Origin of the sequence: Streptomyces sp. NPDC058371 (assembly GCF_042723265.1) — a bacterium.
Lineage (GTDB): Bacteria > Actinomycetota > Actinomycetes > Streptomycetales > Streptomycetaceae > Streptomyces.
Genome location: NZ_JBHXJC010000001.1, coordinates 985,474 through 1,011,541, shown reverse-complemented (window position 1 = coordinate 1,011,541; position 26,068 = coordinate 985,474). Strand labels below are relative to the sequence as shown.

Genomic DNA, 26,068 nt, shown 5'->3' with positions numbered 1-26,068 from the left:
GTTTCGGTAACTTTCAGTATTGAATCAGTGGCGCGAAGTCACAGAATTCGAACGCGCAATCCCCGGAACTTCGGGGTAGTTGATCTCCGGACTCGGCCCGCTGGCCGGATTTCCACGGCTCTGCAATAGGCCTGAAACATTCCGGTTCAGCTCAGGGCAGACCCCTCCCCGACCGCTTTGCGGGACCGCGATGGAGGAGTAATTTTCATTACATGATTACTCAGGAGCAACGCGAGAAGCTGCGCGGCTGGTTCGCCGGCCGCCTGTCCGACGACCTCTTCGAGAGCCTCACGGAGGTCACTGTCGACCGGGAGGAGATCACGGTCGTGGGCCGGATCGGCGAACCCCGGCTCGCCGAGGGCGCGTCGGCCGCCGAGAAGGAGGCGGCCGTCCAGGCACGTATCCAGGAATTCCGGGAGCGCACCCGTGAGGAGCGGGTGGCGGTGGCCCGCGAGGCGGAGCACCGCTTCCGCAAGAAGGTCTCGTGGGGTGTGGAGTGCGGCGACGAGCGCGCCCTGTTCACCCATGTCGCCGCGCCGGTGATGACCCGGCTGCGGCAGCCCGAGCGCGAGGTGCTGGACACGCTCATCGCGGCCGGGGTCGCCCGCAGCCGCAGCGACGCCCTCGCCTGGTGCGTGCGTCTCGTCCAGCGCCACACGGACGACTGGCTCACGGAACTGCGGGACTCTCTGGAGCATGTGCGGCGCGTCCGGTCCCAGGGCCCGGACACCGAGGAGCAGGACACCACTTCGGCCGAGGAGGAGTGAGCAACTACGACGAGGCGGGGCGGTGGGGCGGTGAGCCGGCCCGGGAGCGCGCCGGTGCGTCCTACGCCGAGGCGCGCACCACGAGTTCGGGCTCGAAGATCAGCGACGTGGGCTCGGTGCGGACGCCCCGGATGTGCTCGTCCAGGAGCCGGGCCATCGCCGCCGCCATCTCCTCGACCGGCTGACGCACGGTCGTCAGCGGCGGCCGGCAGGTGACCGCCACGCTGGAGTCGTCGAAGCCGACCACGGCGACGTCGTCCGGCACGCGCCTGCCCCGCTCCCGCAGTATCTGGCACACGCCCTGGGCCATCAGGTCGTTGGCCGCGAACACCCCGTCCAGGTCAGGGTGTTCGGTGAGCAGTCCGGACATCGCCGCCATACCGCTGTCCACGGTGAACCCGCCCTCGGCGACCGGCACATACGGATGCCCCCGGCGCGCCATCGTCTCGCGGAACCCGGCCAGCCGGTCCTGGCTCGCGGAGACGGCCAGCGGCCCGGAGACGGTGACGATCCGCCGGCAGCCCCGGCGCAGCAGATGCTCGGCGGCCAGCCGTCCGCCGTCCCGGTGCGCCAGGTCGACGTAGCTCAGCGGGACCGGACGTGACGGCCGCGCGAACAGCACCGCCGGCACCCCGGCGTCGGCGAGCAGCGCGGGCAGCGGATCGTCCGCGTGGGTGGAGACGACCAGCGCGCCGTCCGCACTGCCCTGCCGCAGATACGCCAGCGCCTGATGCCTGGCTTCCGCGGACTCGGCGAACATCAGGACCGGATGCATCGAGCGGGGCCGCAGATGGCCCACGACTCCGCCGACGACCCGGCCGAAGAACGGGTCCGCGAACACCCGTGCCGCGAAGGCGTTCTGCTCCTCCTCGGAGGCGTCGCCCGCGCCGGAGACGATCAGCGCCACGGTCTCCGTGCGCCGGGTCACCAGGGACCTGGCGGCGCGGTTGGGGGCGTACCCGGTGCGCTCGATGGCCTCGCGCACGGTGTCCTGAATGACCGGGTCGACGTTGCGGACGCCGTTGATGACCCGCGACACCGTCGCCCGGGAGACCCCCGCCTCCCGCGCGACGTCCTCCAGCGTAGGAGCCTGTCTGCTCATTCCCGCACCCTAACGGCCGGGCCCGCGAACGGTATAGAGCGCTCTCCCGGCGGCGTCAGAGAGCGCTCTCTTCGATCCCCACCGGTCAGCCGGGTGCTGTGACCTCGAAGGTCGTCGTCAGCGGGGGATCGCCGACCGAGCGGCCCGCCAGTACGCGGTACGGACCGGGTTCCGTGCGCCGGCCGCGCTCGTCCCCCGCCCAGTGGCGCAACGCGCGTGCCGGGATCCCGATCCGTGCCACGACCGTCTCCCCCGGTGCCGCACGGACGGCCGCCCACCCCGCGCGCCATCGCTCGGGGCGCTCCACCGCGGACCCGGGCCGTCCGGGAGCGCGCCGGCGCTCCCGGCCACCGCGCCCAGTCCGAGCGAGGTCAGCAGCAGTGCGCTGGATATCAGGATTCCTGAGACGACCTTCGATCTCCGTGCCGTGGAGACCTCCTGCCACGTCGATGGGGCGGTGGGGGTCAGGCGACCGTGAACGGCGTCGAGGCGCACAGCGCTCTCAGGGCCACCCGTATGACGGATCGTCACCTGTGCCGTACATCTGGGAGAGCGCTCTCCCAACCGGAGTGTTGTGGCGGTGACGCGAGGGTGTCAAGGGAGCGGACCGGGGATCTTGCCCCGACTTTCGAGCACCTCTTGAACGCAGCACTCTCCGCGGCCCGACAGCGGCCCCAGGATTGTTGAATACCCGAACTACCGTAAACCAGCATCTAGTTGTCCACCCGTCGGCAACAACCTTCAGGACTCCGGTCACAACTATTGACGCGTCGTTCACCCGGATGAAGCATGCATCGGCGAGAGAGCGCTCCCAGACACCCCACACCGTTCATTTCCTGAACAGGAGAGTCGCCCCCATGCCCCCTGAGTCCACAGACCCTTCGTCCGCCGACCGGTCCCCCCTGGCCCGTCGCTCGGTTCTGGGTGCCATGGCCGCCGCCGCGGCGGCACCCGGCCTGCTGGCCCTGTCGTCACCTGCCGAGGCCGCGCCCGCACCGAGTGGTGTCCGGGCCGCCCTCCCCGGCGGCGGCGATCTCGGACCGAACGTGATCGTCTTCGATCCCTCCACCTCCGGCATCCAGGCCAGACTGGACCAGGTGTTCGCGCAGCAGGAGACGGCTCAGTTCGGCACGGGCCGCTATGCGCTGCTGTTCAAGCCGGGTACCTACAACGGGCTGAACGCCCAGCTCGGCTTCTACACCTCCATCGCGGGTCTCGGCCTCTCCCCGGACGACACCACGATCAACGGGGACGTGACCGTCGACGCCGGCTGGTTCAACGGCAACGCCACGCAGAACTTCTGGCGCTCGGCGGAGAACCTCGCGCTGAACCCCGTCAACGGCACCAACCGCTGGGCCGTCGCACAGGCCGCCCCGTTCCGGCGCATGCACGTCAAGGGGGGTCTCAACCTCTCCCCGAACGGCTACGGCTGGGCCAGCGGCGGCTACATCGCCGACAGCCGTATCGACGGCACCGTCGGACCGTACTCGCAGCAGCAGTGGTACACCCGCGACAGTTCGGTCGGCGGCTGGCTCAACGCCGTGTGGAACATGGTGTTCTCCGGCGTCGAGGGCGCACCCGCCCAGACCTTCCCGAACCCGCCGTACACCACGCTCAACAACACACCGATCTCCCGCGAGAAGCCGTTCCTCTACCTCTCCGGGAGTGAATACCGGGTCTTCCTGCCGGAGTTGCGCACCAATGCGCGCGGCACCACCTGGGGCAGCGGCACCCCCCGAGGCACTTCGCTGCCGCTGAGCCAGTTCTACGTGGCCAAGCCCGACGCGACCGCGGCCACCCTGAACGCGGCCCTCGCCCAGGGGCTCCACCTGCTCCTCACCCCGGGGATCTACCACCTCGACCAGCCGATCCAGGTCAACCGCGCGAACACCGTGGTCCTCGGGCTCGGTTACGCCACTCTGATCCCGAACAACGGAGTGACCGCCCTCAAGGTCGCCGACGTGGACGGCGTGCGTCTCGCCGGCTTCCTCATCGACGCGGGCACCGTCAACTCCACGACCCTGCTCGAAGTCGGCCCCACGGGAGCCACGGCGAGCCACGCCGCCAACCCGACCACCGTGCAGGACGTGTTCGTCCGCATCGGCGGCGCCGGCGCGGGCAAGGCCACCACCAGCATGGTGATCAACAGCCGCAACACCATCGTCGACCACACCTGGATCTGGCGCGCCGACCACGGCACCGGAGTCGGCTGGGAGACCAACCGGGCCGACTACGGCCTCCGAGTCAACGGCGACGACGTGCTGATCACCGGCCTGTTCGTCGAGCACTTCAACAAGTACGACGTCCAGTGGTACGGCCAGCGCGGTCGCACCATCTTCTTCCAGAACGAGAAGGCGTACGACGCCCCGAACCAGGCCGCGATCCAGAACGGGAGCATCAAGGGTTACGCGGCCTACAAGGTCGCCGACTCCGTGACCACACATGAAGGATGGGGCCTCGGCAGCTACTGCTACTACAACGTCGCCCCGACGATCCTCCAGCACAACGGATTCGCCGCCCCGAACAGGTCGGGCGTCAAGTTCCACAACCTGCTGGTCGTCTCGCTCGGCGGCCAGGGACAGTACGAACATGTCATCAACGAGACGGGTTCCCCGACCTCGGGGACCACGACCGTGCCGTCGACGGTGGTCTCGTACCCCTGACCGGACCGCCCCGCCCGCCGTCGCCTCCGCACGGCGACGGGCGGGGCAGCCGGCCGCCGTGCGGCATCAGGTCACGGTGAGCGCGGTCAGCGCGGTGCGACCGCCGGCCGGTCCGACGACCCGCAGCGCCACATAGCGGGCCGTGCGGTCGGCACGCAGCACCCCGCGCGCCGACAGCCGCGCCGCCCCGCTGTACGTACGGCCGTCCCGGCTGAACTCGGCTTCTGCCACCGGGCTTTGGCCGTCCCGCCACTGCGTGCGCACCTCCGTGAGGTGCTGTTCGGCGCCCAGGTCGACCACCATGCGACCGTCGGGGCCGGGTGTCCACGCGGTGCCCTCGTCCCCGTCGACCGCCGCCTTCGGATCCGTCATGCCGGGCGGCAGGGGCGCGGTCGGGAAGGTGGGCCGGCCGAGCGCGAGGTCGGCGAGGGGATGAGCGAGCGCGCGCGGCACGGTGACCGTGGTCGTACGGCCCGTGCGGACCGTTGCCTCCACACTCCTGCCCTGCGCCGAGACGGTGACGTGGCAGGCAGGCCCGCTGAGCCGTACGGTGCTGCCGTCGATCACCTCGGCGCGGAGGCCGGCCGGAACGAGGTCGCCGGACAGGGTGAGCCGTGGCGGCAGCAGCACCGCGGACGCGGCGGCTGCCTCGGCGTGGTACTCGGTGCCGGTCCCGGTGACGGTCTGCGTCCCCTCGTAGAGGCGCATTGGCTCCGAAGGAGCGCGGGGGACGGTGACCGTGGTGGTCACCGCGTCCGGGGAGAGGTTGAACAGGCTCAGATGGTCGTCGGTGAGGGCCGCCTTCACCTGCGCGGACCGCACCGAGGGGGCCCTGCGTGCGGCCAGTGTGCGCAGCTCGTACGGCGTCGCCCCGGGCAGTCCCTCGATCAGCACACTTTCGGCCGGCCCGTCGGAGAGGACGACCGTGTCGCCGTACACCGAGATCGGGTGGGCGCCGCCCCGTACGACGAGGCCGGCACGACCGTCGATGTCGAGCCAGCCGCCACGGCTGGTGAGATCCGGCCGCGGCCAGGCGGCCAGGTCGGTCCACTCCTGGCCGTCGGCCGACCCCTGCAACCGGTACGCCCGGCCGGCCGCCGCCTCCCAGCGCAGTGTCACCCGGTCCACGTACTGCGCCTCTCCCAGGTCGACGGCGATCCAGCTGTCGGCCCGGGGCCGGTCCGCCCGGGACACCGCCCAGCGGGTCGAGCCGTCACCGTCGACGGCGAGTGCCGCTTCCCGGCCGGGATCGAAGGAGGACGCCGAAGCCGTCGTGCCCGCGCCGCGTGCCAGGTCGGAACCCGAAGCCCCGTCGCGTATCTCGAACGCGTACAGCGAATAGCCGTACGAGGGGTCGGGGCGTACGCCCAGCATGCGCAGCCGACTGAACTGGCCACGGGGAAAGGTGAGTTCATCGACGCGCGGCCCTCCGGGGGTGGCGGTGCCCGCCGCGGCCGGAACCACCGTGGTGCCCTCGGCGGACCGGTAGGTACGGGTTCCGTCCAGCCCCGGCATCCCGGGCATGTTCAGATTGCGCACCTCCAGGTGGCCCTCACCGTGGGCCGTCCCCGAGGTCGCGTACACGACGGAGCCCGAGGGCAGGGTGGTGAAGCCGGCGAACCCGTTGTCGAGCGAGAGCAGGCTCGCGCTGCCGTCGAAGCCGTCCCGCAGCCGCGAGTACACGGCCACGGAGCGTCGGACGACCTTCGCGCCGGCGCTCGGCAGGAACATCGGGGTCGTACCGCTGAGCGCCAACAGCCAGTCGTCATGGGCCGGTTGCCAGGCGAACTTGACGAAGCCGGACTTGCTGACGACGCCGGCCCAGGCGCCGGGCGACTGGTGGGAGACCAGGCCCGGGCCAGTGCCGTAGTCGGTGACGCCGCTGGCCTGCTCGAAGAGCGCCCGCTGCGAAAGGGGTTGCACGGCAGGGTGGCCCGACTGCGCCCGCCACTCGTGCAGCAGATAGCTGATGGCCAGTTCGGCGCGTGCCTCGGGCTCGTACTTGGGCTCACCCGAGAACTTCGCGAGCCGGTACTGCGGCGGGTACTGCTGATACGCCTCCAGGCGTTCGGCCAGGGCGAGTTCGCAGCGGGCGGCGGCGCGGTCGCCGAGCACCTGCGCCAGGAAGGCGAGCGGGATGACGTCACGGCCGTAGAGGTGTTCACGGTCGGCGACCATCGGCATCAGGGGCTCCCCCGCGTCGCTCATCACGCCGAGCAGGGTGCGCCACAGCGGTCCGGCGTTCGGCTGTGCGGTGAGCACCTGGGGCAGCGCGCGGCCCGCGGCCAGGAAGTGGGCAGCGTTGCGGCCGGAGGTGCGCCAGAGCTCCTCCTGATAGTGCGGGCCGAACGAGCCGTGGTTCTCCACGATGAACGTGTCGTACAGGTTCTGTGCGGTGTTCTCGCTGACGGCGACCCCGTCCACCCGGGCCGGGTTGGCGAGGTCGGCGGCCGGCAGACCCGCCTCGTTGCGGCTCCAGCGGCCGAATGCGGTCCGCCACGCCTCGTAGCGCGGGTCGTCGTTCGCCCAGGCCAGACCGGGTGCGAGCGACTGGGCGTAGACGCCCATCTCCTCCAGCTTGGTGTCCCCCGCGAAGCCGCCGTCGGCCCCGTGCGGGGTCCAGCCGCCGGAGTCGGGATCGTCGCCGGTGCCCAACTGCGCGGTGTACGCGGCCTGTTCGCGGGCGATGGTGTCGACGTTCCGGCGCGTCGGTTCGTCGAGATCGTCCCAGAGCAGCCGGGCCGCCAGGACGAAGTACGACTGGAAGGTGGTGTCGAAGAACAGTTTGCGGCCCCACTGGGTGCCGCCGGCCAGCCGGTTCGACGCCGCGAAGTGCTTGAGGGTGGCGAGCGTGCGGGTGCGCAGCGTGTCCCTGTCGACTCCGGCGCGCTCGGCGTCATAGGTGCCCCGGGTCAGCAGTACGGCGTTGCCCAGCACGACGGCGAAGCCGAAGTCCTTGTCGGTGTAGTGGCCCTGAGCCGTGTCCCACTGCCCTTCGGACCAGCGGGTGTGGGAGAGCAGGACACGGTAGTACGTGTCCTGGACGGGGTCCGCCGCCGGGGCGGCGGGTGGTGTCGCAGCCGCGGCGCGCGCCGGGTTCAGCGCCCACGGCACGGCCGTCAGAGCCGCTGGGACGCCGAGCAGGTGCAGGGCTCGGCGGCGCGTCAACCTGTGGGGGAACCCAGCAGTGTGCTGCGACATCGACGACCTCTTTCGACAACGTTGTCAGAGAGCTCGGTCATTGTTCGGCCCGCCCCCGGCGCACGTCAAGGGCCCCGGCACCTCTTGCGACACACGGGCCCTCGCGTGGGCAGTCGCCATTGGTGAGCAGGAAGGCGGCCGTGCAGCACTGTTGACCGGCCGGTCGGACGCCGCTTAGGTTTCGCGGTGGCGAAAGCGCTTGCTGTCGCCCGCCGTTCAGCCCTTTCGGCCCGCTGGGCCGCAGCCCCGCGTCATGTCAGCCGCACGCCTGATGGAGTGTTGATCGCGACGATGCGCATCCCACGAATCTTCCCGCAGCACGCTCCGGCCGCCGATGGGAACGTTGCCATCGCGGCCCTCCGCGGGCCGGCAGCACGCACCCTCTGCGGGCAGGGAGCACTCACCCTCCCCGGACCGGCACGCACCCTCCCCAGGCCGGCAGCACGCACCCGGCCCGCGAAATTCCGCCCGCCCCTGCCTTCCGACAACGATGTCAACTCCGCACTCGCACTCCAGGAGACATCGCCATGACACGACCCCGCACCCGCCGGAGAGTGGGCGCTCTGGCCACGGCACTCGGCCTGCTCCTCGCGGGTCTCGCCGGCTGCTCAGGAGACAGTGGTGCCACCGCGGAGACCGGCGGCCAAGTGACGCTGAGCTTCGCCTGGTGGGGCAACGAGGACCGCGCAGGGCGCACCGACGCGGCCGTGGATCTCTTCGAGAAGGGGCACCCGGGCGTCACCGTCCGCACCTCCTTCGCCGGTTACGAGGCGTACGTGCAGAAGCTCGCCACCCAGGCGGCGGGCGGCGATCTGCCGGACGTGGCGCAGCTCGACTACCGGCAGATCTCCCAGTACGCGGGCAGCGGCACGCTCCTGGACCTCGACCCCTGGATCAAGGGTGGCGCCATCCGGACCGGTGACTTCGACAAGGGCCTGACGCGCACCGGCGCCCACGAAGGCCGCCAGTACGCCCTCCCGATGGGCCGGGGTTCGACCGGATTCGCCTACGACGCCTCGGTGTTCAGGAAAGCCGGGGTCGCCGCGCCCGAGCCCGGCTGGACCTGGGACGACTGGGTGGAGGCGGGCAGGAGGATCAGCGCGCTGCGGCTGTCGGGCCCGGGCGGCCGGGCGTACACCGGTCTCACCGACATCGGGGTGAACGAGGACGCCTTCGAGAACTGGCTGCGCGGACAGGGCAAGCGGCTGTACGCCTCCCAGCACCGACTCGGTTTCACCGCTGCCGACTTGACCGTGTTCTGGACCTTCACCGACGGGCTGCGCCGTCAGGGCGTCGCCTCCCGGGCGGAGGACACCGCCCAGATCAGCGGCGCGGTCGAGGACACCCCGATGGGCCGGGGGCTGGCCGCCACCGACTTCAACTGGGACGGCCCCTTCCTCGGCTATCCACCGCTGCTCGGCGAGAACGTCCACTTCGCGCCCGTGCCCACGACCGACGGCAGGGCGGGCCAGTACTTCAAGCCGACGATGCTCGTCGGCGTCGGTGCGGGCACCCATCACCCCAAGGAGGCCGCCGAGTTGATCGACTTCCTGCTCAACGACCCCGCCGCGGCCGAGATCCTCGGCGTCACGCGGTCGACGCCGCCCAACCGGCGGATCGCCCAGTCCATCGGCCGGGACCTCAAAGGACCCGAGAAGGAGGTGTACGACTACGGCCGCAGGATCGCCGCCTACGGCACGGACGCCCCGCCCGCCGCCCCGCCCCGCGGTGACGTCGTCCTCCAGGTCTCCTTCACCCGCACCTATCAGCGCGTCATCTACGGGATGCAGAGCCCACGGGGAGCCGCCGAGGAGTTCGTGGCCGAGGCGAAGAGGGAGCTGCGATGACGACCACCGCCGCCCCGCCCCGCAAGGCGACCGCGGCGACAGCGCCGAGGCCGCACAGCCGGCGCGGTGACCGCCAGGCATCCGCCTATGTCTTCCTGTCCCCGTGGATCCTCGGCGTCCTGCTCCTGACGCTCGCGCCCATGGCGGTGTCGCTGTATCTGTCGTTCACCGACTACAACCTCTTCGACGCCCCGAAGTGGGTCGGGCTGCGCAACTACACCGACATGTTCACCGCGGATCCGCGTTACTGGCGGTCGGTGGGCACCACGCTCCTGTTCGTCGTGGTCGCCGTGCCGCTCAAGCTGGCGCTCGCGCTGGGCGTCGCGCTCCTGCTCAAGGGCCTGCGCGGCGGCAAAGGCGTCTACCGGTCGGCCTTCTACGCCCCCTCCCTGCTCGGCGCGAGCATGTCGATCGCGCTGGTGTGGCGGGCGCTGTACAACGACGGCGGCACCGTCGACAACGTGCTGTCCTCCGTGGGCATCCACACCGGCGGCTGGGTCGCCGACCCGCACCTGGCCGTGTTCGTGGTCGCGCTGCTGTCCGTCTGGCAGTTCGGTGCCCCGATGGTCATCTTCCTGGCCGGGCTCCAGCAGATCCCGGCCGACCTGTACGAGGCGGCCGCCCTCGACGGCGCGGGGAGGTGGCGGCGCTTCGTGTCCGTGACGCTGCCCATGCTCTCGCCGGTCCTCTTCTTCAACCTCGTGCTGGAGACCATCCAGTCGTTCCAGGTCTTCACCCCGGCGTTCGCGATCAGCGGCGGCAAGGGCGGCCCCGCCGACTCGACCATGTTCTACACGCTCTACCTCTACGAACGCGGCTTCTCCGCCTCGCACATGGGCTATGCCTCGGCCATGGCGTGGGTCCTGCTCCTCGCCATCGGCGCGGTGACCCTCGTCCTCTTCAAGACCTCGCGCGCCTGGGTCTTCTACGCCCATGAGGGGGCCTGAGATGACCACGGTCACGTCTGCCGGCAGGGGCGCACCCACCCGTTCCCGCACCGTCCGCACGGTGCAGCACCTCGGTCTGGTGCTCGTGCTCCTCGTCCTGCTCTACCCGCTGGTCTGGCTGCTCGCCACGTCCCTCAAGCCGGCGGACGAGGTCCTCACCAGTCTCAAACTGCTGCCGAGCCACTTCGAGTGGTCGAACTACACCACGGCGCTCGACGGGGTCAGCGGTGTCACCGTCTCCCGTCTGCTGACCAACTCCCTGCTGATCAGCGCGGGTTCGGTGGTGGGGAACGTGCTGTCCTGCTCGCTCGCGGCCTACGCGTTCGCCCGGCTGCGCTTCCGGATGCGGGGCGTGATGTTCGGATTCATGGTCGCGACGATGATGCTGCCACACCACGCGGTGCTGATCCCGCAGTACATCATCTTCAACAAGCTCGGCATGGTGGACACCTATTGGCCCCTGGTCCTGCCCAAGTTCCTGGCCACGGAGGCGTTCTTCGTGTTCCTGATCGTGCAGCTCATGCGGGGACTGCCACGGGAACTGGAGGAGGCCGCCCGTATCGACGGGTGCGGCCCCTTCCGGATCTTCTGGTCGGTCGTCCTCCCGCTGACCAGGCCCGCGCTGATCACCACGGCGATCTTCACCTTCATCTGGAGCTGGAACGACTTCTTCACCCAGCTGATCTACCTCTTCGACCCGGAGAAGTTCACGATCACCCTGGCCCTGCGCAACTTCGTCGACCAGTCCAGCAGCTCCGCGTACGGCCCGATGTTCGCGATGTCGGTGATCTCCCTGCTGCCGATCGTCCTGTTCTTCCTCGCCTTCCAGCGCTATCTCGTGCAGGGCATGGCGACGTCCGGGCTGAAGGGCTGAGCCGTGCGCGTTCTCGTACCCCAGAGCCGTGAGCCGGGCGAACTGTTCGGACCGCGCTTCACTCTCTTCGCCGACATGCTGGCCGTCGGCCTGGCGGCGGCCGTCGCCTCCCTCCCGCTGGTCACCGCACCGGTGGCCCTGGCCGCCGCCTGCACGGTCCTGCGACGCGCGGTCAGCGAGGACCGTCCGGCGACACTCGGCCAGTACGTCGCCGAGCTGCGGGCGCACGGGCTCGTCCGCTCCCTCCTCGCGGGCGCGGCGGTCCTCGCGGCCGCCGCGCTGCTCGTCCTGGACCTGCTGCTCACGAGGGCAGGGCTGCCGGGGGCCCGCCCGATGTCCGGGGCGCTGGCGGTCCTGGCGGCCGGCGGGCTCGTCGTCGCCCTCCGTACCGCCGCGGACCCCGACGTCGCACGCAGCTGGCGTCCGGCTCTGCACCGGGCGGCCGCGCGTTCCGCCGCCGATCCGTCCGGGTGTGCCTGGGTCACGGCGGCCGTCGTGCTGTGCCTCGCGTTCGTATGGATGCAGCCGCTGCTCGCCCCGCTGCTGCCCGGTCCGCTGGCCTTCGCTGTCACGGCCGTCGAACTCCGCAGAACGCCCGAGGGCCCCTGCCCCGCTCCTCCTCCCCCCGACGAAGGGTGATGTCCCCCGTGTCCCCTCTGAGCCGCCGTCTCTTTCTCGGCGCGGCCTCGGCCGCGTTCCTGGCCGCCGGTGCCGCCCCCGCAGCCGCCGTCACGGACTCCATCCGACGCGGAGCCAGAAGCTGGACCTTCGAGAACGACTCGCTGCGCGCCACTGTCACCTTTTCAGGCGGTGCCGTCCGCCTCACCGGCCTCTTCAACAAGCGTGCCGGACGCGGCTACTTGAGCGCTCCGTCGCTGCTCTTCGCCCATGAACTCGACGGCGCCGGCACCGTCCGCGCCGACGACGGAGGCTGGAGTCTCGGAGCGACGTCCACGGAACTCGTCACGGTGCGCACGAAGGAGAGGTCGTGGCGGGTCGGTGAGCGCGTCCGCATCCCCCTGCGCCGCGCCACGCCCCGCCCCTTCACCGTCACCCTGGTCTTCGAGATCTACGACGGTGACGCGGGCCTGCGCTACTTCACCCTGGTCCGCAACGAGGACCCGGCCCGCGAACTCACCCTCACCCGCTCCACCGTGATCGACCTGCGGCTGCCGGACCTCCCGCACACCCTGCACTACGTCCCGAACATGAAGTGGTTCAGCACCCGCGGACCGCTGGGCACCGGCCCCGTCGGCAACTCCTGGCCGAAGAAGGCGCTCACCGTGTACGACACCGGGGACGGCTGGAGTCTGAGTCCCGAGCTCAACTGGAAGACGCAGCGCGGCAACGGCAACTACCCGGCCGACTACATGCTGCCGCCCTTCGCCGGCATCAACGCCTGGTACGGGCAGGACACCGTCTCCGTCGACACCCACCCCGAGTCGCTGCGGCTGACACTGTTCCCCGGTGAGGAGTTCGAGTACCTCGCGGTGAACCTCACCGTCTTCAAGGGGGACGTCGTCGACGGCAAGATGGCCGACGAGCTGCACTTCCGCAAGCGCTTCAAGTACCACCACACCACCACGCTGTTCCACCAGAACGACTGGGACTACCGCGGCGGCCCGGGCCGCGAACTGCCCGCCGGCTACTACTACGACACCGTCATCCCGCAGTCGAAGCGGGCCGGCCTCGACATGGTGATGCTCGACGACTACTGGAACACCACCCGCGACTCCATCGAGCCCAGCGACTCCATGAAGAAGGCCATCACCAGCCTCGGCACCCTGGCCAGGACGCTGAAGGACAACGGACTCGGCTTCGGCCTCTGGTTCTCGCTGACGGGTGACGGTCACCTCAAGGGCCGCGACCTGGCCGACCCGGCCCAACTGGCATACAAACGCGGCCAGATCGAGACGCTCCTCAACGACTACGGTGTCACCCAGCACATGATCGACCTCACCGAGTACTGGCAGAACGAGCGGACGACCGCCTACTCGCACGCCGGTGACAACGTCTACCGCAAGGCCCTGCGCACCCGGAACATGCTCAACGACCTGGTGACGAAGAACCCCCAGTACCTGCCCAAGCTCACCAGTGAACTCGACATCGCGCCCACCCAGGGTGACCGCAACAACGGCCTGCTGCACATCGCGTACAACGGCTGGAACACCTCCAACGGAGGCATCACCGGCGAGGATCTGTCGCTGCGCACCGCGCTCACCGCGTTCGGACATCTGCCGATGGCCGCGACCTACATGAACGGCGGCAGGATGAGCGGCCGGATGGAGGACTACTACGCGTACCTGGCCGTCCGCGCCGTCAAGTTCCCCCAGGACCCTGGCGACCCGGCCAAGTGGCCCGAGGCGGCGGTGCGGCTGATGGGCGTCTTCAACGCCTGGCGCAGACGGCCCGAGATCACCGCGCTGACCGACGGCCCCTTCCTGCCGGTCCACTTGGGCCAGGGCTGGGACACGACGACATGGGACAGCAGCAAGGGCCCGTACGTGTGGATGTGGGCCGACGCCTCACGCAGCACCGCTCTCCTCGTCGCGACCGCCGCCGGCACCCCGCAGACGGTCGTCGACGCCAAGGTGCGCTGGCTCAAGGACCGTACGTCGTACGCCGTCACGGACATCACGATCGACGACGACGGCACTCAGGCGCACACCCCCAGGGGGACGTTCACGGGCGAGCGGCTGCGCACCCAGGGCCTGCCGGTCGACCTGTCCGAGAACACCTCGAAGGGCAAGGCGTTCTGGCTGTCCGCGCTGTAACTCGAAGGCACCGGACGCCTGTTGAGGCTCCCACGGCAACTTTGCTTAAGCAGGCCCTAAGGGAACCTTATGAATCCGGGTCAAGGGAGAAGGGCCAGTTCAGAGGCAGAATTCGCGCTCGCGCACACCATTGGCCAGAGCAATGCTTCTGCGTAGCATCAGACCCGTTGGGCACACCCCCCACCCGTGTCCATCTTCCCCCCACATCGAGGTTCGGCATGGCTCTACACCGTTCACGTTCACTGCCCTTCGGCGGCCTGGCCACCCTGGTGGCCGCCTCCCTCGCCATCGCGGTCGGCTTCTCGCTGACCGGCCCCGCAACTCCCCGCGCCGACGCGGCCGTCGGCGCCCAGACCTGGTCCGACGAGTTCGACGGCGCGTCCGGCAGCGCCCCCAACGGCGCCAAGTGGACGCGCGAGACCGGCGGTTCGGGCAACGGCAACAACGAACTGCAGTACTACACCAACAGCACTGACAACGCGGCCCTCGACGGCAACGGTCACCTGGTGATCACCGCCCGCGCCGCCGGCTCCTCCTCCGGCCTGAACTGCTGGTACGGAGCCTGCAAGTACACCTCCGCCCGGCTCAACACGGCCCAGTCGTTCACTCAGGCGTACGGCCGTTTCGAAGCCCGTATCAAGATCCCCCGCGGCAAGGGGGTGTGGCCGGCGTTCTGGATGCTGGGCAACGACCTCGGCAGTGCCGGCTGGCCGAACAGCGGTGAGATCGACGTCATGGAGAACATCGGCAGCGAGCCGGGCACCGTCCACGGCACGATCCACGGCCCCGGCTACTCCGGTTCCGGCGGCCTGGGCGCCGGCTACACCCTGCCGAACGGAACGGCCTTCGCGGACGACTTCCACGATTTCGCCGTGGAGTGGTCGCCGGACGCCATCAAGTGGTCGGTGGACGGCACGACGTACGAGACCAGGACACCGGCCGACGCCGGCTCCAACAAGTGGGTCTTCGACCACCCGTTCTTCCTGATCCTCAACCTCGCTGTCGGTGGCAGCTGGCCCGGCGACCCCGACGCGTCCACGTCCTTCCCGCAGACCATGACGGTCGACTACGTACGCGTCTCGGCCTGGAACTAGGCCCGCACGCCGTCTCGCACCAGATTCGTTCTCCGCACAGGAACAGGAACCACATGATCACCCGCAGAAGGATGTTCGCCTCACTCGCTGCCGCCGCCGTGGCCGGGCCGGGCCTCGCCCTGATCGCGCCGCGCGCTCTGGGCGCGGGCGTCTCCGACAGCTCCGGCACCGACGCCGCGGGAGCGCTCCCACTGACCGTCACCAATTCCACCGGCGAGTACGCCAATGCGTCGGTCCACGTCTACATCGTCGGCAACCAGGACGGACGGCAGGTACGAGTCACCGCCGACGGCACCCTGGCGCCCGTCGCCCTGTCCGACAACGGCGCCGACGGATTCACCGACTACGCCATCCCGTTGGCCTCCAGCGGCGAGACAACGTTGTCCCTTCCGTACATGTCCGGCCGTGTGTACGTCTCGCTGGGCAGCAAGCTGAAGTTCAAGGCGGTGACGGACGGCGCCGGGAACGCGGCCCTCCAGTACCCGGCGGGCTGGGTCTCCTCCGACCCCAGCTACGACGTGCTGCACGACTGCGCCGAGTTCACCTACAACTCGTCCGGGATGTTCTGCAACACGACGATGGTCGACATGTTCAGCGTGCCGATGTCGATCCGGCTCACCGGGTCCGCCGACCAGACCACCGGCACGCTCGTGGCGGGCGGACGCGACAAGGTCTTCGCCGCGGTCAAGGGTGTCGACGCGTTCGCGCCGCTGGTCGTGGACGACCTGCGGGTGGTCGCGCCCGGACACGGCCTGGACGCCGGGTTGTTCGCGAAGGACTACTTCGCCTCGTACATCGACGAGGCCTGGAGCACGTACGCCGGCAAGGATCTGTCCATCACCACCAACGCCGGCACGTTCACCGGCAGGGTCAGCGGTGACACCCTGTCCTTCACGGGACCGGCGTCCGCGTCCTTCGCCAGGCCGTCCACCCGCGATGTGCTCTTCTGCGACGGCGCCCTCGCCGCCCCCAACGACGGCAGGACCGGCCCCGTCGCAGCGGTGCTGGGCGCGGCCTTCAACCGTACGACGCTGGTGAGCACCGCGGCCCAGCCCACCACAGACCCGGCATCCTTCTACCGGACCGCGGTCACCAACCACTACGCCAAGGCGGTGCACGCCGCCACGGCCGACGGCAAGGCGTACGGCTTCGCCTTCGACGACGTGGCGGAGTTCGCCTCGTACATCCAGGACACCGCCCCCACCGGCATCCGCCTCAACCTGACGTCGTTCTCCTAGTTCCCGTCAGGCGTCCGTCGCGGCGGCGGTCTTCACCGGCCGGCCTGCGGGAAGACCGCCGCCGAGGCGACCGGCGAGGGGTACGAGCGCGATCGCGACCGCGCCCGTCACCCCGGCCAGGGCGAAGGCGACGAAGCCCCAGCTCTGGCTGCCGTTCGAGGCGAGGGTTCCGACGAGCGAGGGGCCGACGACTGCGCCGGCGCGGCCCACACCGGTGACCCAGCCGAGGCCGGTGGCGCGTTCACTGTCCCGGTACAGGGCGTTGGAGGTGGCGTACACCATCACCTGCGCGCTGAACAGCCAGACGCCGGTGATCGCCACGACGGCGTAGGTCAGACCGAGCGGCATGTGCGACTTCAGCAGCAGCGCCCCGGCCGGTCAGCGTGAACCAGATCGCCGAGACCCGTACCGGACCGAAGCGGTCGGCGGTCCGGCCGGCGATCAGCATGCCGACGATTCCGCCCCCGTTGATGACCAGCAGGAAGCTGACGGAGGACGTCATCCCGTAGCCGGACGCCTTCATCATCGTGGGCAGCCAGGTGCTGACTCCGTAGACGAGGAGCAGCCCGCAGAACGACGCCACCCACAACAGCGGGGTGGCCCACCGGGATTCGGGACGGAACAGCGCGCGTACGGCGTCCAGCCGGCCGCGGGCTCCGGCGGCCGGGCTCGCGACCGGCGTGGGCCGGGGCAGCCCGTAGCGGTCGGCGACCCGGTCGGCACCTTTCCGGTCGCCCCGGGAGAGCAGGACGCCGGGCGACTCGGGCATCAGCTTCAGCAGCAGCGGGACGGTGATCACGGCCGGCAGCACGCCGGCCCAGAACACCCAGCGCCAGCCGAAGGAGGGGGCGACGGTCAGTCCGAGGGCCGTCGCCGCCATGCCGCCGGCGTGGTACGAGGTCATCAGCAGCCCGGTGGTGAGGGCGGCCCGGCGGGGCGGGGCGAACTCCATCACCATGGCCAGGCACAGCGGCATCAGTCCGCCGAGGCCGAGTCCGGCGATGAACCGCCCGGCGCTGAACACGGTGGCGCTGCCGGCCACGGCACACAGCGCGGAGCCGAGGGAGAACAGCGCCACACTGCAGGCGAGGATCGGTCGCCGGCCGAGCCAGTCGGTGATGTTGCCGGCGGTGAGCGCGCCGATGAGCATGCCGAACGTCGTCCAGCTGCCGATGGTGCCGGCGATCGAGGTGGTCAGGCCGAGGCCGCTGTCCTCGAGCATGTGCGGCATGACGGCGCCGTAGATGTTGACGTCCATTCCGTCGAAGAACACCGCCAGCCAGCACAGGGCCAGGACCGGGAAGACGGAGCGGAAGGTGTGCCGGGGACGGGCGGTCTGCGCGTCCGTGATGTCGGAGAGAGTCATCGTCGACCCCTTGCGTGGGAGCGGAGTGCCGGAGCGGCGGGAAGGCGGTGACACAGGGCGAGCGATGGGGAGTTCGCACTGTGAAGTTCTCTTCACCCGGAAAGCGGCGAGCTGCGCTCCCCCGATTTCCGGGTGACCGGTGGTCACTGCGTGCGAGTGACCGGATGGAGGGGGCTCGGGGTGCCCCCGGAATGGCCGGGCGGGCGGGCCCGTCAGCCGTTGAGGTGCTTGCCGAGGAAGGTGACGATGTCGCCCATCACCTCCTGGGACGACCACTTGAGCCCGGTCTTGGAGTCGCCGCCCATGAACGAGAGATCGCCGTGGTCCGCGCCCTTGACGACGTAGCGGGTGCTGTCGGCCCCCTTGTCGCGCAGGGTGTTGTGCAGCGCCAGGGTCTGACTCGGCGAGACGAGGTGGTCGTCACTGCCGTGCAGGATCACGAAGGCGGGGTCCGAGGAGTCGGCATAGGTGCTCGGGTCGGCGGCCTTGATGGCACTGGGGTCGTCCGTGAGCTTCTTCTTGCTGTCGGCTCCGAAGACGAACTTCGCGGTGCTGCTGCCGGCTTCCACGTACCTCTTCTGTGTCGCGGCGTCGAAGTCGGACGCCGTCTTGGACAGGTCGCCCGGTCCGAACTCGTCGACGACCGCCTGCACATCGCTGCTCTGATCCAGGTTGTCGCCGGCCTCGAACTGCTTGACGCCGTTGGTGGTGCCGGTCATCGCGGCGAGATAGCCACCGGCGGACTGACCCCACACGGCGACGTGCGCCGAGTCGATGCCGTACTCGTCGGCATGCGCCCGCAGATAACGGATCGCGGACTTCACGTCCTGGACAGCGTCCTCGTAGGTGGCCCCGGTGGTGGCGGTCCGGTACTGGATGCCGGCGACGGCGTACCCCTGCTCGGCGACGTAGGTCCGCTGGTTGAGGTTGCCGGTCTTGTCCGCCATGGCGAAGCCGCCACCGGTCATGTAGACGATGAGGGGCTTCTTGCCGTCACCCTTGGGGAGTTGGAGGTCCAGCTTCAGATCCGTCTTCTTGCCGCCGGTCGTCGGGCTGGAGTAGACGACGTCGCTGTGCGTGGTGATCTGCGTCTTTCCGCACTCGATCTGGGCGCCGGCGCCGTCTATGACGGTGCTGGTGCTGGTGTCGCTCGCCTTGACCGTCTTCGCGATGGTGATGGCCGGGCCGCCCGCCGGCTTGCCGGGAGCGCCGGACCCCGTCTGCCCGGCCGGCGCGCCGCCCGGCCCCTGGGCCGCCGGGCAATCCGTCGGCTTCGACGACGAGGGGGAGGACGACGACGCGCTGGAGGCGGTGCTGCCGCTGTCCGAGGAGCAGGCCGTGACGACCAGCCCGAGCACCACGGAGGCGGCGAGGCCCATGCCGACCCGCCTGCGCCTCCTGCTTCCGGCCCGCGTTCCGTTCCCGGTCCGGGTGCCGGTCACGATCTTGTCTTCGCCCGTGGTCATGGCTCTCCAGTAGTCGCTCGGACACAATAAGTGGAAAACTTGTTCCCACTTTCGAGAGCCACGGTAGCACTAAGTGGGAATTCGATTCCCACTTAGTTCCAGAACGGTTCGGGCGAGGTGCCTGACCTGGGAAGCGGCCGGTGAGAGGGGTCGACCGAGGCGCAGATTCGGGAGGGTCCGGCCCCGGCTCCCTGGTTGTGACCGGGGGCCCGGACCTTGCGAGAAGGCGGCCCGGGCGGGACGGGACGGTGGCGCGGGCCGCGCGTTCGGAGCGGTGGAGACCGCGGGGAGACGTTCGCGCGGGTGGCACCGGGCAGTGGCGCGGGCCCCACGAGAAGGCAGCGGAGTCGGTACGAAGCCGCCGCGGAGTCGGCGTACAGGCAGAGCGGAACCGCGTCAGTGCGGAGCGCGTCGCTCAAGGACCTCGCGTGCGCTCGACTCGTCCATCGCGTTCATGAACTCGGAGTCGCCGATGGCGATGTCGGGCAGCGGGGCGCTCGCGCCGGGCTGTGCCCGCAGACCGTCGAGCAGCAGCCGCAGATACCGGCGCCAGAGGTCGGGCTGCCCGGTCCGGTCGGTGACCGCGGCGACCATCAGCTGGATCATCGGGATGTCCACGGGCGAGATGTCGGCGCGCAGCGCCCCCTGCTCCTGCGCCCGCGTGATCAGTGCGTGCATGACCGGAGTGATCCGCGCGAGGACCAGGGCCTGCCGCTGCGGGCTGTCCCCGGCCCCCATCATCACCTCACGCAGGCCCCGGTCGAAGGCCTGGATCTCGCAGGCCTTCTCCAGGCTGGTGACCAGTCCGCGCCAGGCGTCCGGGTCGGCGAGCCCTTCCTCCGCCACGTCGGCGAGGGTGCCGACCATGTCGTCGAAGAGCGCGTCGACCAGCTCCGCCTTGCTGGAGAAGCGCCGGTAGACGGTGCCCAGGCCCAGCCCGGCGTGGGCGGCGATGTCACTGAGGCTCGCCTCGACGCCGCGCTCGCGGAACACCTCACGGGCCGCGACGAGGATGCGACGGCGGTTGGCCTCGGCGTCCCGCCGCAGCGGGGGCCGATTGGTGCCGGGGCTGGACGCCATGTCGATCGCTTGACTCCCAAAGCGGCGGAATTTTTCCGTTTCATGCTACAGCCGACCGATGCCGACCCGGCGGACTGCGGTGCGGCCCGACCACCCCGCTGCCCGCTTGCCCCGCCCTCAGGGCGCCGCGTTCATCAGGTCGAGCGCGCTCTGCTGGCGAGCGGCGTCGGTCGAGTCGATCGGCCCTGCCCAGTGCAGCCCGTACGCGTCGAGCGCGTTGCGGTCGCCCGCGTACGCGGCGGCCGCCTGCCGTGCGAGGTACGAGGCGTAGGGGCGGTCGGCGAGCTGGGCGTTGAAGGCGCTCAGCCCGCGGACGTACGCGCCCTTGAAGGAGGGTCCGTCGGCCCCGCAGCCGCTCGTCTCGCACGGCTCCCGAAGGATTCCGCCGGAGTTCAGCGCGGTGGAGGTGGTCGAGGCGGTGCCGATCTGACGGCCCGTGGTGAGGAGCGTCGAGTCACCTGTGGCGCGGTACAGCTCGGCCAGTCCGCCCAGCAGGACGCCCTGGTTGTACGACCATGCGGTGGATCCGTTGTTGGCGCAGGTCGACAGGTTGATGCCGTCGTTGACGAGGTGCGAGCTGTTGATCATGCCGGTGCCCTTGAACCACGCCCACTCCGTGTTGGCCCGGCCGAGGTACAGCGTGTCGCCGGCGATGCGGTTGTGCAGCGCGGCATTGAGCTCCAGGTAAAGGGAGTTGGCGATCGCGTTCTTGTACGTCTTCGCGGTGCTCCACCAGACTCCGCCGCCGCAGGTCGAGTCCCAGTACCGCGCCATGTGGTCGGCGTCGGCGCGGGCGGTGTTCAGATAGCGGCCGTCACCGGTCAGGTCGTACGCCGCGACCCAGGCCAGCCCCCACCATCCCGTGTCGTCGATGTAGTCGTTCCTGAACTGGCCTCCCTGGGCGGTCAGTTGACGGTCGTAGGTGTTGGCGATGGCGTACTTGTAACTGGGCATTCCGGTGACCCGGATGTTGTCGACCAGGGCGGTCAGGGCGTTGGCCGAGTTCCACCAGCCGGTGGTGTCGAACAGGCCGGTGGAGTTGTTGTAGAACTGCATGAGCGCGGTGGCCGCCGCGGTCGGGGGGCTGTAGGCGTTCCAGGTCGTACGGGCCCACGCCGTGCAGGCGATCTCGGTCCGGTCCCCCGCCTTCCCGCAGGCACGCAGCGCACCGACGCCGTTGCCGTTCCAGTTGTCGACGTTGTACATCAGGGTGCGCCAACCCGCTTGTCCCGAGGGGACGGTGGTGCCGCCGAGTCTGCTGCCCGAGCTCCACGTACGGCCGCCGTCGAAGGAGCGGTCGAGCCAGACCTCGTCGCCCGGGCTGCCGTTGCCGATCGAGGCCCAGCCCATCGCGTCGGTGTCGTCGAAGTGCAGGGCCACGGTGCGGGAGTAGAGGGTGGCGGTGACCGGTTGCCGGTCCTGCGGGGACAGGGCGGGGTCGCGGGCGTCGCAGTACTTGTTGCAGACGGTCGCCTCGGCGGCGGCGGTCGCCACTCCACCGGTGGCCGGGATCAGGAGGGCCAGCGCCGCGATCAGACCCGTTCCGAACTTCCGGCGTCGTCGTGCGGGTGAGTTCATGCCGACTCCATGGAGGTGGGGGAGGTGGGGCCTGTCGACGTCGCCGTGGCACACAGACCCGGTGTCGGGAGCTATGGAAACGTATCCATCGCGAAGGTCCCACCGGCAGGCGGAGTCGTCAATGGTCCGTACTTGAAAGGTCGTTGGCGTTTACCCAGCGGGAACTACCGCCCCCGGTACGGCTGTTGCGGGCCACCGATGCCCGCGGTGGCGCACGCTCCCCGAAGGTCTGCCCCCTCCGGCTATCGGGGCCCGATCTCCCCTGTGCCACGGGCCACCAACCGCGAGGGCAGCACCGTCCGTTGGAAGGGAGCGTCGTCGCCGTTGATGCGGTCGATCAGCAGCCGGGCGGCGCGGCGGCCGAGCTCCTCGGTGTCCGAGGTCACCACCGTGACCGGGGTGGGAAGCAGGTCGGCCAGCTTGAAGTCGTCGAACCCCACCACCGCGACACGGGCGCCGAGCCGCAGGCTCGTCCGCAGGACGCCCTCGGTGAGGAAGCTGGTGGTCGAGAAGACCGCCGTGGGCGGGTGCGGTGACGTGAGCAGGGCGTGGGTGGCGGCCGAGGCCTCCTCCGTGGTCCCGCGTCGCAGCGTGACCACGAGGGTCTCGTCGGCGTCGATGCCGCTCTGCCGCAGCGCTTTGCGGTAGCCGCGCAGCCGACGCCCGGTGGTGTAGTAGGACGGGGCGACGATGATCGCGATCCGGCGGTGGCCGTGGTCGATCAGGTGCTGGGTCGCCGTGCGTCCCCCGCCTTCGTTGTCGACGAGGACGACATCGGCCTCGGCTCCGGTGGCGGGCCGGTCCACGAAGACGACCGGTACCTCGTCGTGGCCGTTGACCTGCTGCAGAAAAGCGTGGTCCCCCTGGTCGGGCACGATGATGAGACCGGCGACCCGCCGGCCGATGAGCTCGCCCACGGCCCGTCGTTCCACGGCGGGGTCCTCGTCGGCGGTGCTGAGGAGGACGGCGTAGCCGGCCTGGCTCGCCACTTCGACGGCCGCCTTGGCCAGCGACGCGTAGAAGGGATTGGTCAGGTCACCGAGCAGCAGGCCGAGGGTCATCGAGTTCTGCCCGGGCCGCAGCGAACGCGCGATCTCGTTGCGCTGGTACCCGATCTCGCTGATCGCCGCGTGCACACGCGCGGCCGTCTCCTCACGGACCGCGCCGAGGCCGTTGACCACGCGCGACACGGTGACGAGGGCGACTCCGGCCCGTTCCGCGACATCGCGCATCGTCGGCCGTGTGCTCTGACGGTGCCGAGGACGACTGCTCACGTGGGGCGACGACCAACTTTCATCACAGGCCGGGACGAGCTGAGACGTCCGCGAGAGGTCCGGCCGGGCGAACGTCACCAGGATACGTTTCTTGATTCCGCCGCAGTCCCGGGACGGCGGACCCGTCCACCACCCCGACCGGTGCGAACCGGGGCCGGGCGCCCGCCTGTTGCCCCGGGCGGCGGTACCGCGGAACACGGCCCGCAGGGTCCTCCTCCATGGGCATCCGGTGCCCTACCGCGAGGACAGCAGGCCGGCCTGGCGCACGCCCAGCACCGAGCTCGCCGTGCGCATGGAGCATTGGTCCATCCGTAAGGAGAAAGATGGATGATCCGTCACCTGGTGCGGGGCCCGCGCGGAGCCGTAGCTTCGGCAGACCCCTCGGGACGGCGGACGCACCTGCCACGCACTCCGGTGGCAGCGCAGCACCGTCCCCACACACCGCGCCACCACGCGCTCGGCCGCCCATCGCGTACAGGTACCTCGCTGGAGCACCTTTGTCCGAGAACTCCCCCGCCGCACCGCCGCCGTCGCTCACCGAGGTCGAGACCTACGGTGTCGAGCGGATCCCCGACGCGGACCGCAGCGCGTCGCCGTTCGACCTGTTCCGGGTCGCCTTCGGCGGCGCCAACACCTTCTCCACCTGTGTCCTCGGGGCCTTCCCCATCCTTTTCGGCCTCTCTTTCTGGCAGGGACTCGCGGCGACGCTCCTCGGCGTGGTCGTCGGAGCGCTGATCCTGTGTCCGATGGCGGTCTTCGGGCCGGTCAACGGCACGAACAACGCGGTCGCCTCCTCCGCGCACCTGGGCGTGCACGGCCGGGTCGTGGGCTCGTTCCTGTCGCTGCTGACGGCCGTCGCGTTCTTCTCCATCTCCGTGTGGAGTTCCGGCGACGCCCTGGTCGGCGGCGCGCACCGGCTGTTCGGCCTGGAGCGCAGCACGCTGTCGTACGTCGTCGCGTACGCGCTGTTCGGCGGTCTGGTGCTCGCGGTCTGCGTGTACGGCTTCCGGTTCATGCTGTTCGTCAACAAGATCGCGGTGACCTCGGCGACCGTGCTGTTCCTGCTCGGCGCGGTCGCCTTCGCCGGTGACTTCGACCCCTCGTACGCGGGCGTCTTCACCGCCTCGGCCGACTCCGCGACGCAGGCGCTGTTCTGGCCGTCCTTCATCGGCTCGGCGCAGATCGTGCTGTCGAACCCGGTGTCCTTCGGGGCGTTCCTCGGCGACTGGTCGCGCTACATCCCGGCGGACGCGCCGCGCCGCAAGGTCGTGGGTGCCGCGTTCCTGTCGCAGATCGCGACGCTGCTGCCGTTCGTCTTCGGCCTGGGGACCGCGAGCATCATCGCGACGAAGGCACCGAAGTACGTCGACCCGGCGGCCCCGGACTTCGTGGGCGGGCTGCTGGCCATCTCGCCGAGCTGGTTCTTCCTGCCGGTGTGTCTGCTGGCGCTGATCGGCGGCATGTCGACGGGCACGACGTCGCTGTACGGGACCGGGCTCGACTTCTCGTCGGTGTTCCCGCGGCTGTCGCGGGTCCAGGCGACGATGCTGGTCGGGGTGCTGTCGATCGCGTTCATCTTCGTCGGGCGCTTCGGCTTCGACCTGGTGCAGAGCATCTCGACCTTCGCCACCATGATCATCACCTGCACGACACCCTGGATGGTCGTGATGATCCTGGGCTTCTTCACCCGGCGCGGCTGGTACGACCCGGACGCGCTCCAGGTCTTCAACCGCCGTCAGCGCGGCGGCCGTTACTGGTTCACGCACGGCTGGAACTGGCGGGGCATGACGGCATGGTGGGTGGCCGCCGTGGTCGGCGTGCTGTTCACCAACATCCCGGGGCAGTTCGTCGGTCCGCTCGGCGACCTGGCCAACGGCATCGACATCGGCCTGCCGCTCTCCCTGGCGGTCGCCGCGATCCTCTTCCTTGCCCTGCTGCGACTGTTCCCCGAACCCCGGGCGGCGTACGGCCCGGAGGGTGCGCGCCTGGCTCGGACCGTCGATGTCCCGGTGTCTCCGATCATCGGCCCCGGCGCCCCGGCCGAGGGAACACCGGCCGCGCTCGCCGCCGAGGGGATCTGAGGGAAGCCGATGGAGGCCTGGCTCGACCTGTCCGTGCCCGTGGCCACCGGGATGCCCGTCTATCCCGGTGACCCGCCGGTCGAGGTGTCCAGGGCCCTGCGCGCCGCCGACGACGGTGTCAACGTGCTGCGGCTGCACATGGGTTCGCAGTCGGGGACGCACGTCGACGCGCCGTACCACGTCGACGAGGCGTGGCCCACGCTGGACGACCTGCCGCTGGAGCGTTTCGCGGGCCCGGCGGTCGTGGCCGACGTCCGGGGGATGGCGGACCGGGCCGCTGTCACACCTGAGCTGCTCCTGCCGGCCCTGGGGCGGCTGCGTCTGCTGCCGGGCGCGATCCTCCTGGTGGCGACCGGGTGGTCGGCGCACTGGGGCACCGACCGGTACCAGGCGCATCCCTGGCTCACCACGGACGCGGCCGAGGCGATCGTCAACGCGGGCGTCCGCACCGTCGGCATCGACGCGTTGAGCGTGGACCTCACCGGCGGCGCAGGTCTGCCCGCCCACCGCGTCCTGTGCGGCGCGGGTGGCGTGATCGCCGAGAATCTGACCGGCCTCGACCGCGTCGTCGCGGCCCAGGAGGCCGGGCACGCGGTCGAGGTGTTCCTCTTCCCACTCCGCCTGCCCGACGCGGACGGCGCACCGGTCCGCGCCACCGCCCGCGTGCGCCGGCGGATGGGTTGTCCCTGACCGCGACGGCTTCTTCGGGGCAGCTG

Annotated in this window: 19 protein-coding genes and 1 pseudogene; 11 read left to right on the top strand and 9 right to left on the bottom strand. The window is 70.2% G+C overall.

What is annotated here, in order from left to right:
* The first annotated feature begins 212 nt into the window (after positions 1-212).
* Entirely contained in the window at positions 213-767 is a 555-nt protein-coding gene (locus ACFWM2_RS04370; RefSeq protein WP_383272845.1) for a hypothetical protein, read from the top strand.
* Between the two features lie 61 nt (positions 768-828).
* Here the strand turns inward: ACFWM2_RS04370 and ACFWM2_RS04365 are convergent, their stop codons facing one another.
* Positions 829-1,869: a LacI family DNA-binding transcriptional regulator gene (locus ACFWM2_RS04365; RefSeq protein ID WP_383272843.1), complete on the bottom strand. Its 1,041-nt coding sequence runs from the start codon at positions 1,867-1,869 to the stop codon at positions 829-831.
* 85 nt (positions 1,870-1,954) lie between these two features.
* On the bottom strand, positions 1,955-2,176 hold the full coding sequence (locus ACFWM2_RS04360) for a fibronectin type III-like domain-contianing protein (RefSeq protein WP_383272841.1): 222 nt from the start codon (positions 2,174-2,176) through the stop codon (positions 1,955-1,957).
* Between the two features lie 550 nt (positions 2,177-2,726).
* Here ACFWM2_RS04360 and ACFWM2_RS04355 point away from each other — a divergent pair.
* Positions 2,727-4,532 carry a coagulation factor 5/8 type domain-containing protein gene (locus tag ACFWM2_RS04355; RefSeq protein WP_383272839.1) on the top strand — a complete coding sequence of 602 codons (1,806 nt, stop codon included), beginning with the start codon at positions 2,727-2,729 and terminating at the stop codon, positions 4,530-4,532.
* Positions 4,533-4,598: 66 nt separating this feature from the next.
* Here ACFWM2_RS04355 and ACFWM2_RS04350 read toward each other — a convergent pair whose 3' ends face one another.
* A complete protein-coding gene (locus ACFWM2_RS04350) occupies positions 4,599-7,733 on the bottom strand; it encodes a discoidin domain-containing protein (RefSeq protein WP_383272837.1) in 3,135 nt (1,044 codons plus the stop codon).
* 527 nt (positions 7,734-8,260) lie between these two features.
* On the opposite strand from ACFWM2_RS04350, the gene ACFWM2_RS04345 reads away from it, so the two are divergent.
* The 7 genes and pseudogenes from ACFWM2_RS04345 (at position 8,261) to ACFWM2_RS04315 (ending at position 16,507) form a co-directional block, all read left to right on the top strand.
* Positions 8,261-9,580 carry an ABC transporter substrate-binding protein gene (locus ACFWM2_RS04345; RefSeq protein WP_383272835.1) on the top strand — a complete coding sequence of 440 codons (1,320 nt, stop codon included), beginning with the start codon at positions 8,261-8,263 and terminating at the stop codon, positions 9,578-9,580.
* Positions 9,577-10,527 (top strand): carbohydrate ABC transporter permease, encoded by a 951-nt coding sequence (locus ACFWM2_RS04340; protein WP_383272833.1) that lies wholly within the window; start codon positions 9,577-9,579, stop codon positions 10,525-10,527. Before ACFWM2_RS04345 ends, ACFWM2_RS04340 begins: the two co-directional genes overlap by 4 nt.
* A gap of 1 nt (position 10,528) precedes the next feature.
* Positions 10,529-11,401, top strand: coding sequence for a carbohydrate ABC transporter permease (locus tag ACFWM2_RS04335; protein ID WP_383272831.1), 873 nt, complete (start codon positions 10,529-10,531; stop codon positions 11,399-11,401).
* Between the two features lie 3 nt (positions 11,402-11,404).
* Complete coding sequence (locus ACFWM2_RS04330) at positions 11,405-12,040, top strand: hypothetical protein (protein WP_383272829.1); 636 nt, start codon at positions 11,405-11,407, stop codon at positions 12,038-12,040.
* Positions 12,041-12,048: 8 nt separating this feature from the next.
* Positions 12,049-14,175: a hypothetical protein gene (locus ACFWM2_RS04325; RefSeq protein WP_383272827.1), complete on the top strand. Its 2,127-nt coding sequence runs from the start codon at positions 12,049-12,051 to the stop codon at positions 14,173-14,175.
* Between the two features lie 218 nt (positions 14,176-14,393).
* A pseudogene (locus ACFWM2_RS04320) lies at positions 14,394-15,260 on the top strand (family 16 glycosylhydrolase); the annotation flags it as partial.
* Between the two features lie 62 nt (positions 15,261-15,322).
* A complete protein-coding gene (locus ACFWM2_RS04315; RefSeq protein WP_383272825.1) occupies positions 15,323-16,507 on the top strand; it encodes a glycoside hydrolase family 64 protein in 1,185 nt (394 codons plus the stop codon).
* Between the two features lie 6 nt (positions 16,508-16,513).
* Here ACFWM2_RS04315 and ACFWM2_RS04310 read toward each other — a convergent pair whose 3' ends face one another.
* The 6 genes from ACFWM2_RS04310 to ACFWM2_RS04285 all read right to left on the bottom strand — a co-directional run bounded on the left by ACFWM2_RS04310 (position 16,514) and on the right by ACFWM2_RS04285 (position 23,229).
* Positions 16,514-16,789, bottom strand: a complete 276-nt coding sequence (locus ACFWM2_RS04310) for a hypothetical protein (protein WP_383272823.1) — start codon at positions 16,787-16,789, stop codon at positions 16,514-16,516.
* Complete coding sequence (locus tag ACFWM2_RS04305) at positions 16,749-17,873, bottom strand: MFS transporter (RefSeq protein ID WP_383272821.1); 1,125 nt, start codon at positions 17,871-17,873, stop codon at positions 16,749-16,751. Before ACFWM2_RS04305 ends, ACFWM2_RS04310 begins: the two co-directional genes overlap by 41 nt.
* A gap of 212 nt (positions 17,874-18,085) precedes the next feature.
* Complete coding sequence (locus tag ACFWM2_RS04300; RefSeq protein ID WP_383272819.1) at positions 18,086-19,339, bottom strand: alpha/beta hydrolase fold domain-containing protein; 1,254 nt, start codon at positions 19,337-19,339, stop codon at positions 18,086-18,088.
* 396 nt (positions 19,340-19,735) lie between these two features.
* The gene (locus ACFWM2_RS04295) at positions 19,736-20,419 is read right to left on the bottom strand and encodes a TetR/AcrR family transcriptional regulator (protein ID WP_383272817.1); all 684 of its coding nucleotides are present in this window, start codon (positions 20,417-20,419) and stop codon (positions 19,736-19,738) included.
* Positions 20,420-20,536: 117 nt separating this feature from the next.
* Positions 20,537-21,997 carry a glycoside hydrolase family 76 protein gene (locus tag ACFWM2_RS04290; protein ID WP_383272815.1) on the bottom strand — a complete coding sequence of 487 codons (1,461 nt, stop codon included), beginning with the start codon at positions 21,995-21,997 and terminating at the stop codon, positions 20,537-20,539.
* A 242-nt stretch (positions 21,998-22,239) separates the two neighbouring features.
* Positions 22,240-23,229: a LacI family DNA-binding transcriptional regulator gene (locus ACFWM2_RS04285; protein WP_383272813.1), complete on the bottom strand. Its 990-nt coding sequence runs from the start codon at positions 23,227-23,229 to the stop codon at positions 22,240-22,242.
* Positions 23,230-23,768: 539 nt separating this feature from the next.
* Here ACFWM2_RS04285 and ACFWM2_RS04280 point away from each other — a divergent pair.
* Both ACFWM2_RS04280 and ACFWM2_RS04275 read left to right on the top strand, forming a co-directional pair.
* On the top strand, positions 23,769-25,352 hold the full coding sequence (locus ACFWM2_RS04280) for a purine-cytosine permease family protein (protein ID WP_383272811.1): 1,584 nt from the start codon (positions 23,769-23,771) through the stop codon (positions 25,350-25,352).
* A 9-nt stretch (positions 25,353-25,361) separates the two neighbouring features.
* Positions 25,362-26,042 (top strand): cyclase family protein, encoded by a 681-nt coding sequence (locus ACFWM2_RS04275; RefSeq protein WP_383272809.1) that lies wholly within the window; start codon positions 25,362-25,364, stop codon positions 26,040-26,042.
* Positions 26,043-26,068: the final 26 nt, after the last annotated feature.

What these genes read in the sequence shown, in the direction of transcription:
- ACFWM2_RS04370 (WP_383272845.1), top strand. Translation starts at nt 213, where the DNA reads ATGATTACTCAGGAGCAACGCGAGAAGCTGCGCGGCTGGTTCGCCGGC.
- ACFWM2_RS04285 (WP_383272813.1), bottom strand. Translation starts at nt 23,229, where the DNA reads ATGCGCGATGTCGCGGAACGGGCCGGAGTCGCCCTCGTCACCGTGTCG.
- ACFWM2_RS04355 (WP_383272839.1), top strand. Translation starts at nt 2,727, where the DNA reads ATGCCCCCTGAGTCCACAGACCCTTCGTCCGCCGACCGGTCCCCCCTG.
- ACFWM2_RS04340 (WP_383272833.1), top strand. Translation starts at nt 9,577, where the DNA reads ATGACGACCACCGCCGCCCCGCCCCGCAAGGCGACCGCGGCGACAGCG.
- ACFWM2_RS04365 (WP_383272843.1), bottom strand. Translation starts at nt 1,869, where the DNA reads ATGAGCAGACAGGCTCCTACGCTGGAGGACGTCGCGCGGGAGGCGGGG.
- ACFWM2_RS04335 (WP_383272831.1), top strand. Translation starts at nt 10,529, where the DNA reads ATGACCACGGTCACGTCTGCCGGCAGGGGCGCACCCACCCGTTCCCGC.
- ACFWM2_RS04300 (WP_383272819.1), bottom strand. Translation starts at nt 19,339, where the DNA reads ATGACCACGGGCGAAGACAAGATCGTGACCGGCACCCGGACCGGGAAC.
- ACFWM2_RS04290 (WP_383272815.1), bottom strand. Translation starts at nt 21,997, where the DNA reads ATGAACTCACCCGCACGACGACGCCGGAAGTTCGGAACGGGTCTGATC.
- ACFWM2_RS04275 (WP_383272809.1), top strand. Translation starts at nt 25,362, where the DNA reads ATGGAGGCCTGGCTCGACCTGTCCGTGCCCGTGGCCACCGGGATGCCC.
- ACFWM2_RS04295 (WP_383272817.1), bottom strand. Translation starts at nt 20,419, where the DNA reads ATGGCGTCCAGCCCCGGCACCAATCGGCCCCCGCTGCGGCGGGACGCC.
- ACFWM2_RS04350 (WP_383272837.1), bottom strand. Translation starts at nt 7,733, where the DNA reads ATGTCGCAGCACACTGCTGGGTTCCCCCACAGGTTGACGCGCCGCCGA.
- ACFWM2_RS04315 (WP_383272825.1), top strand. Translation starts at nt 15,323, where the DNA reads ATGATCACCCGCAGAAGGATGTTCGCCTCACTCGCTGCCGCCGCCGTG.
- ACFWM2_RS04305 (WP_383272821.1), bottom strand. Translation starts at nt 17,873, where the DNA reads ATGACTCTCTCCGACATCACGGACGCGCAGACCGCCCGTCCCCGGCAC.
- ACFWM2_RS04310 (WP_383272823.1), bottom strand. Translation starts at nt 16,789, where the DNA reads ATGGTGTACGCCACCTCCAACGCCCTGTACCGGGACAGTGAACGCGCC.
- ACFWM2_RS04345 (WP_383272835.1), top strand. Translation starts at nt 8,261, where the DNA reads ATGACACGACCCCGCACCCGCCGGAGAGTGGGCGCTCTGGCCACGGCA.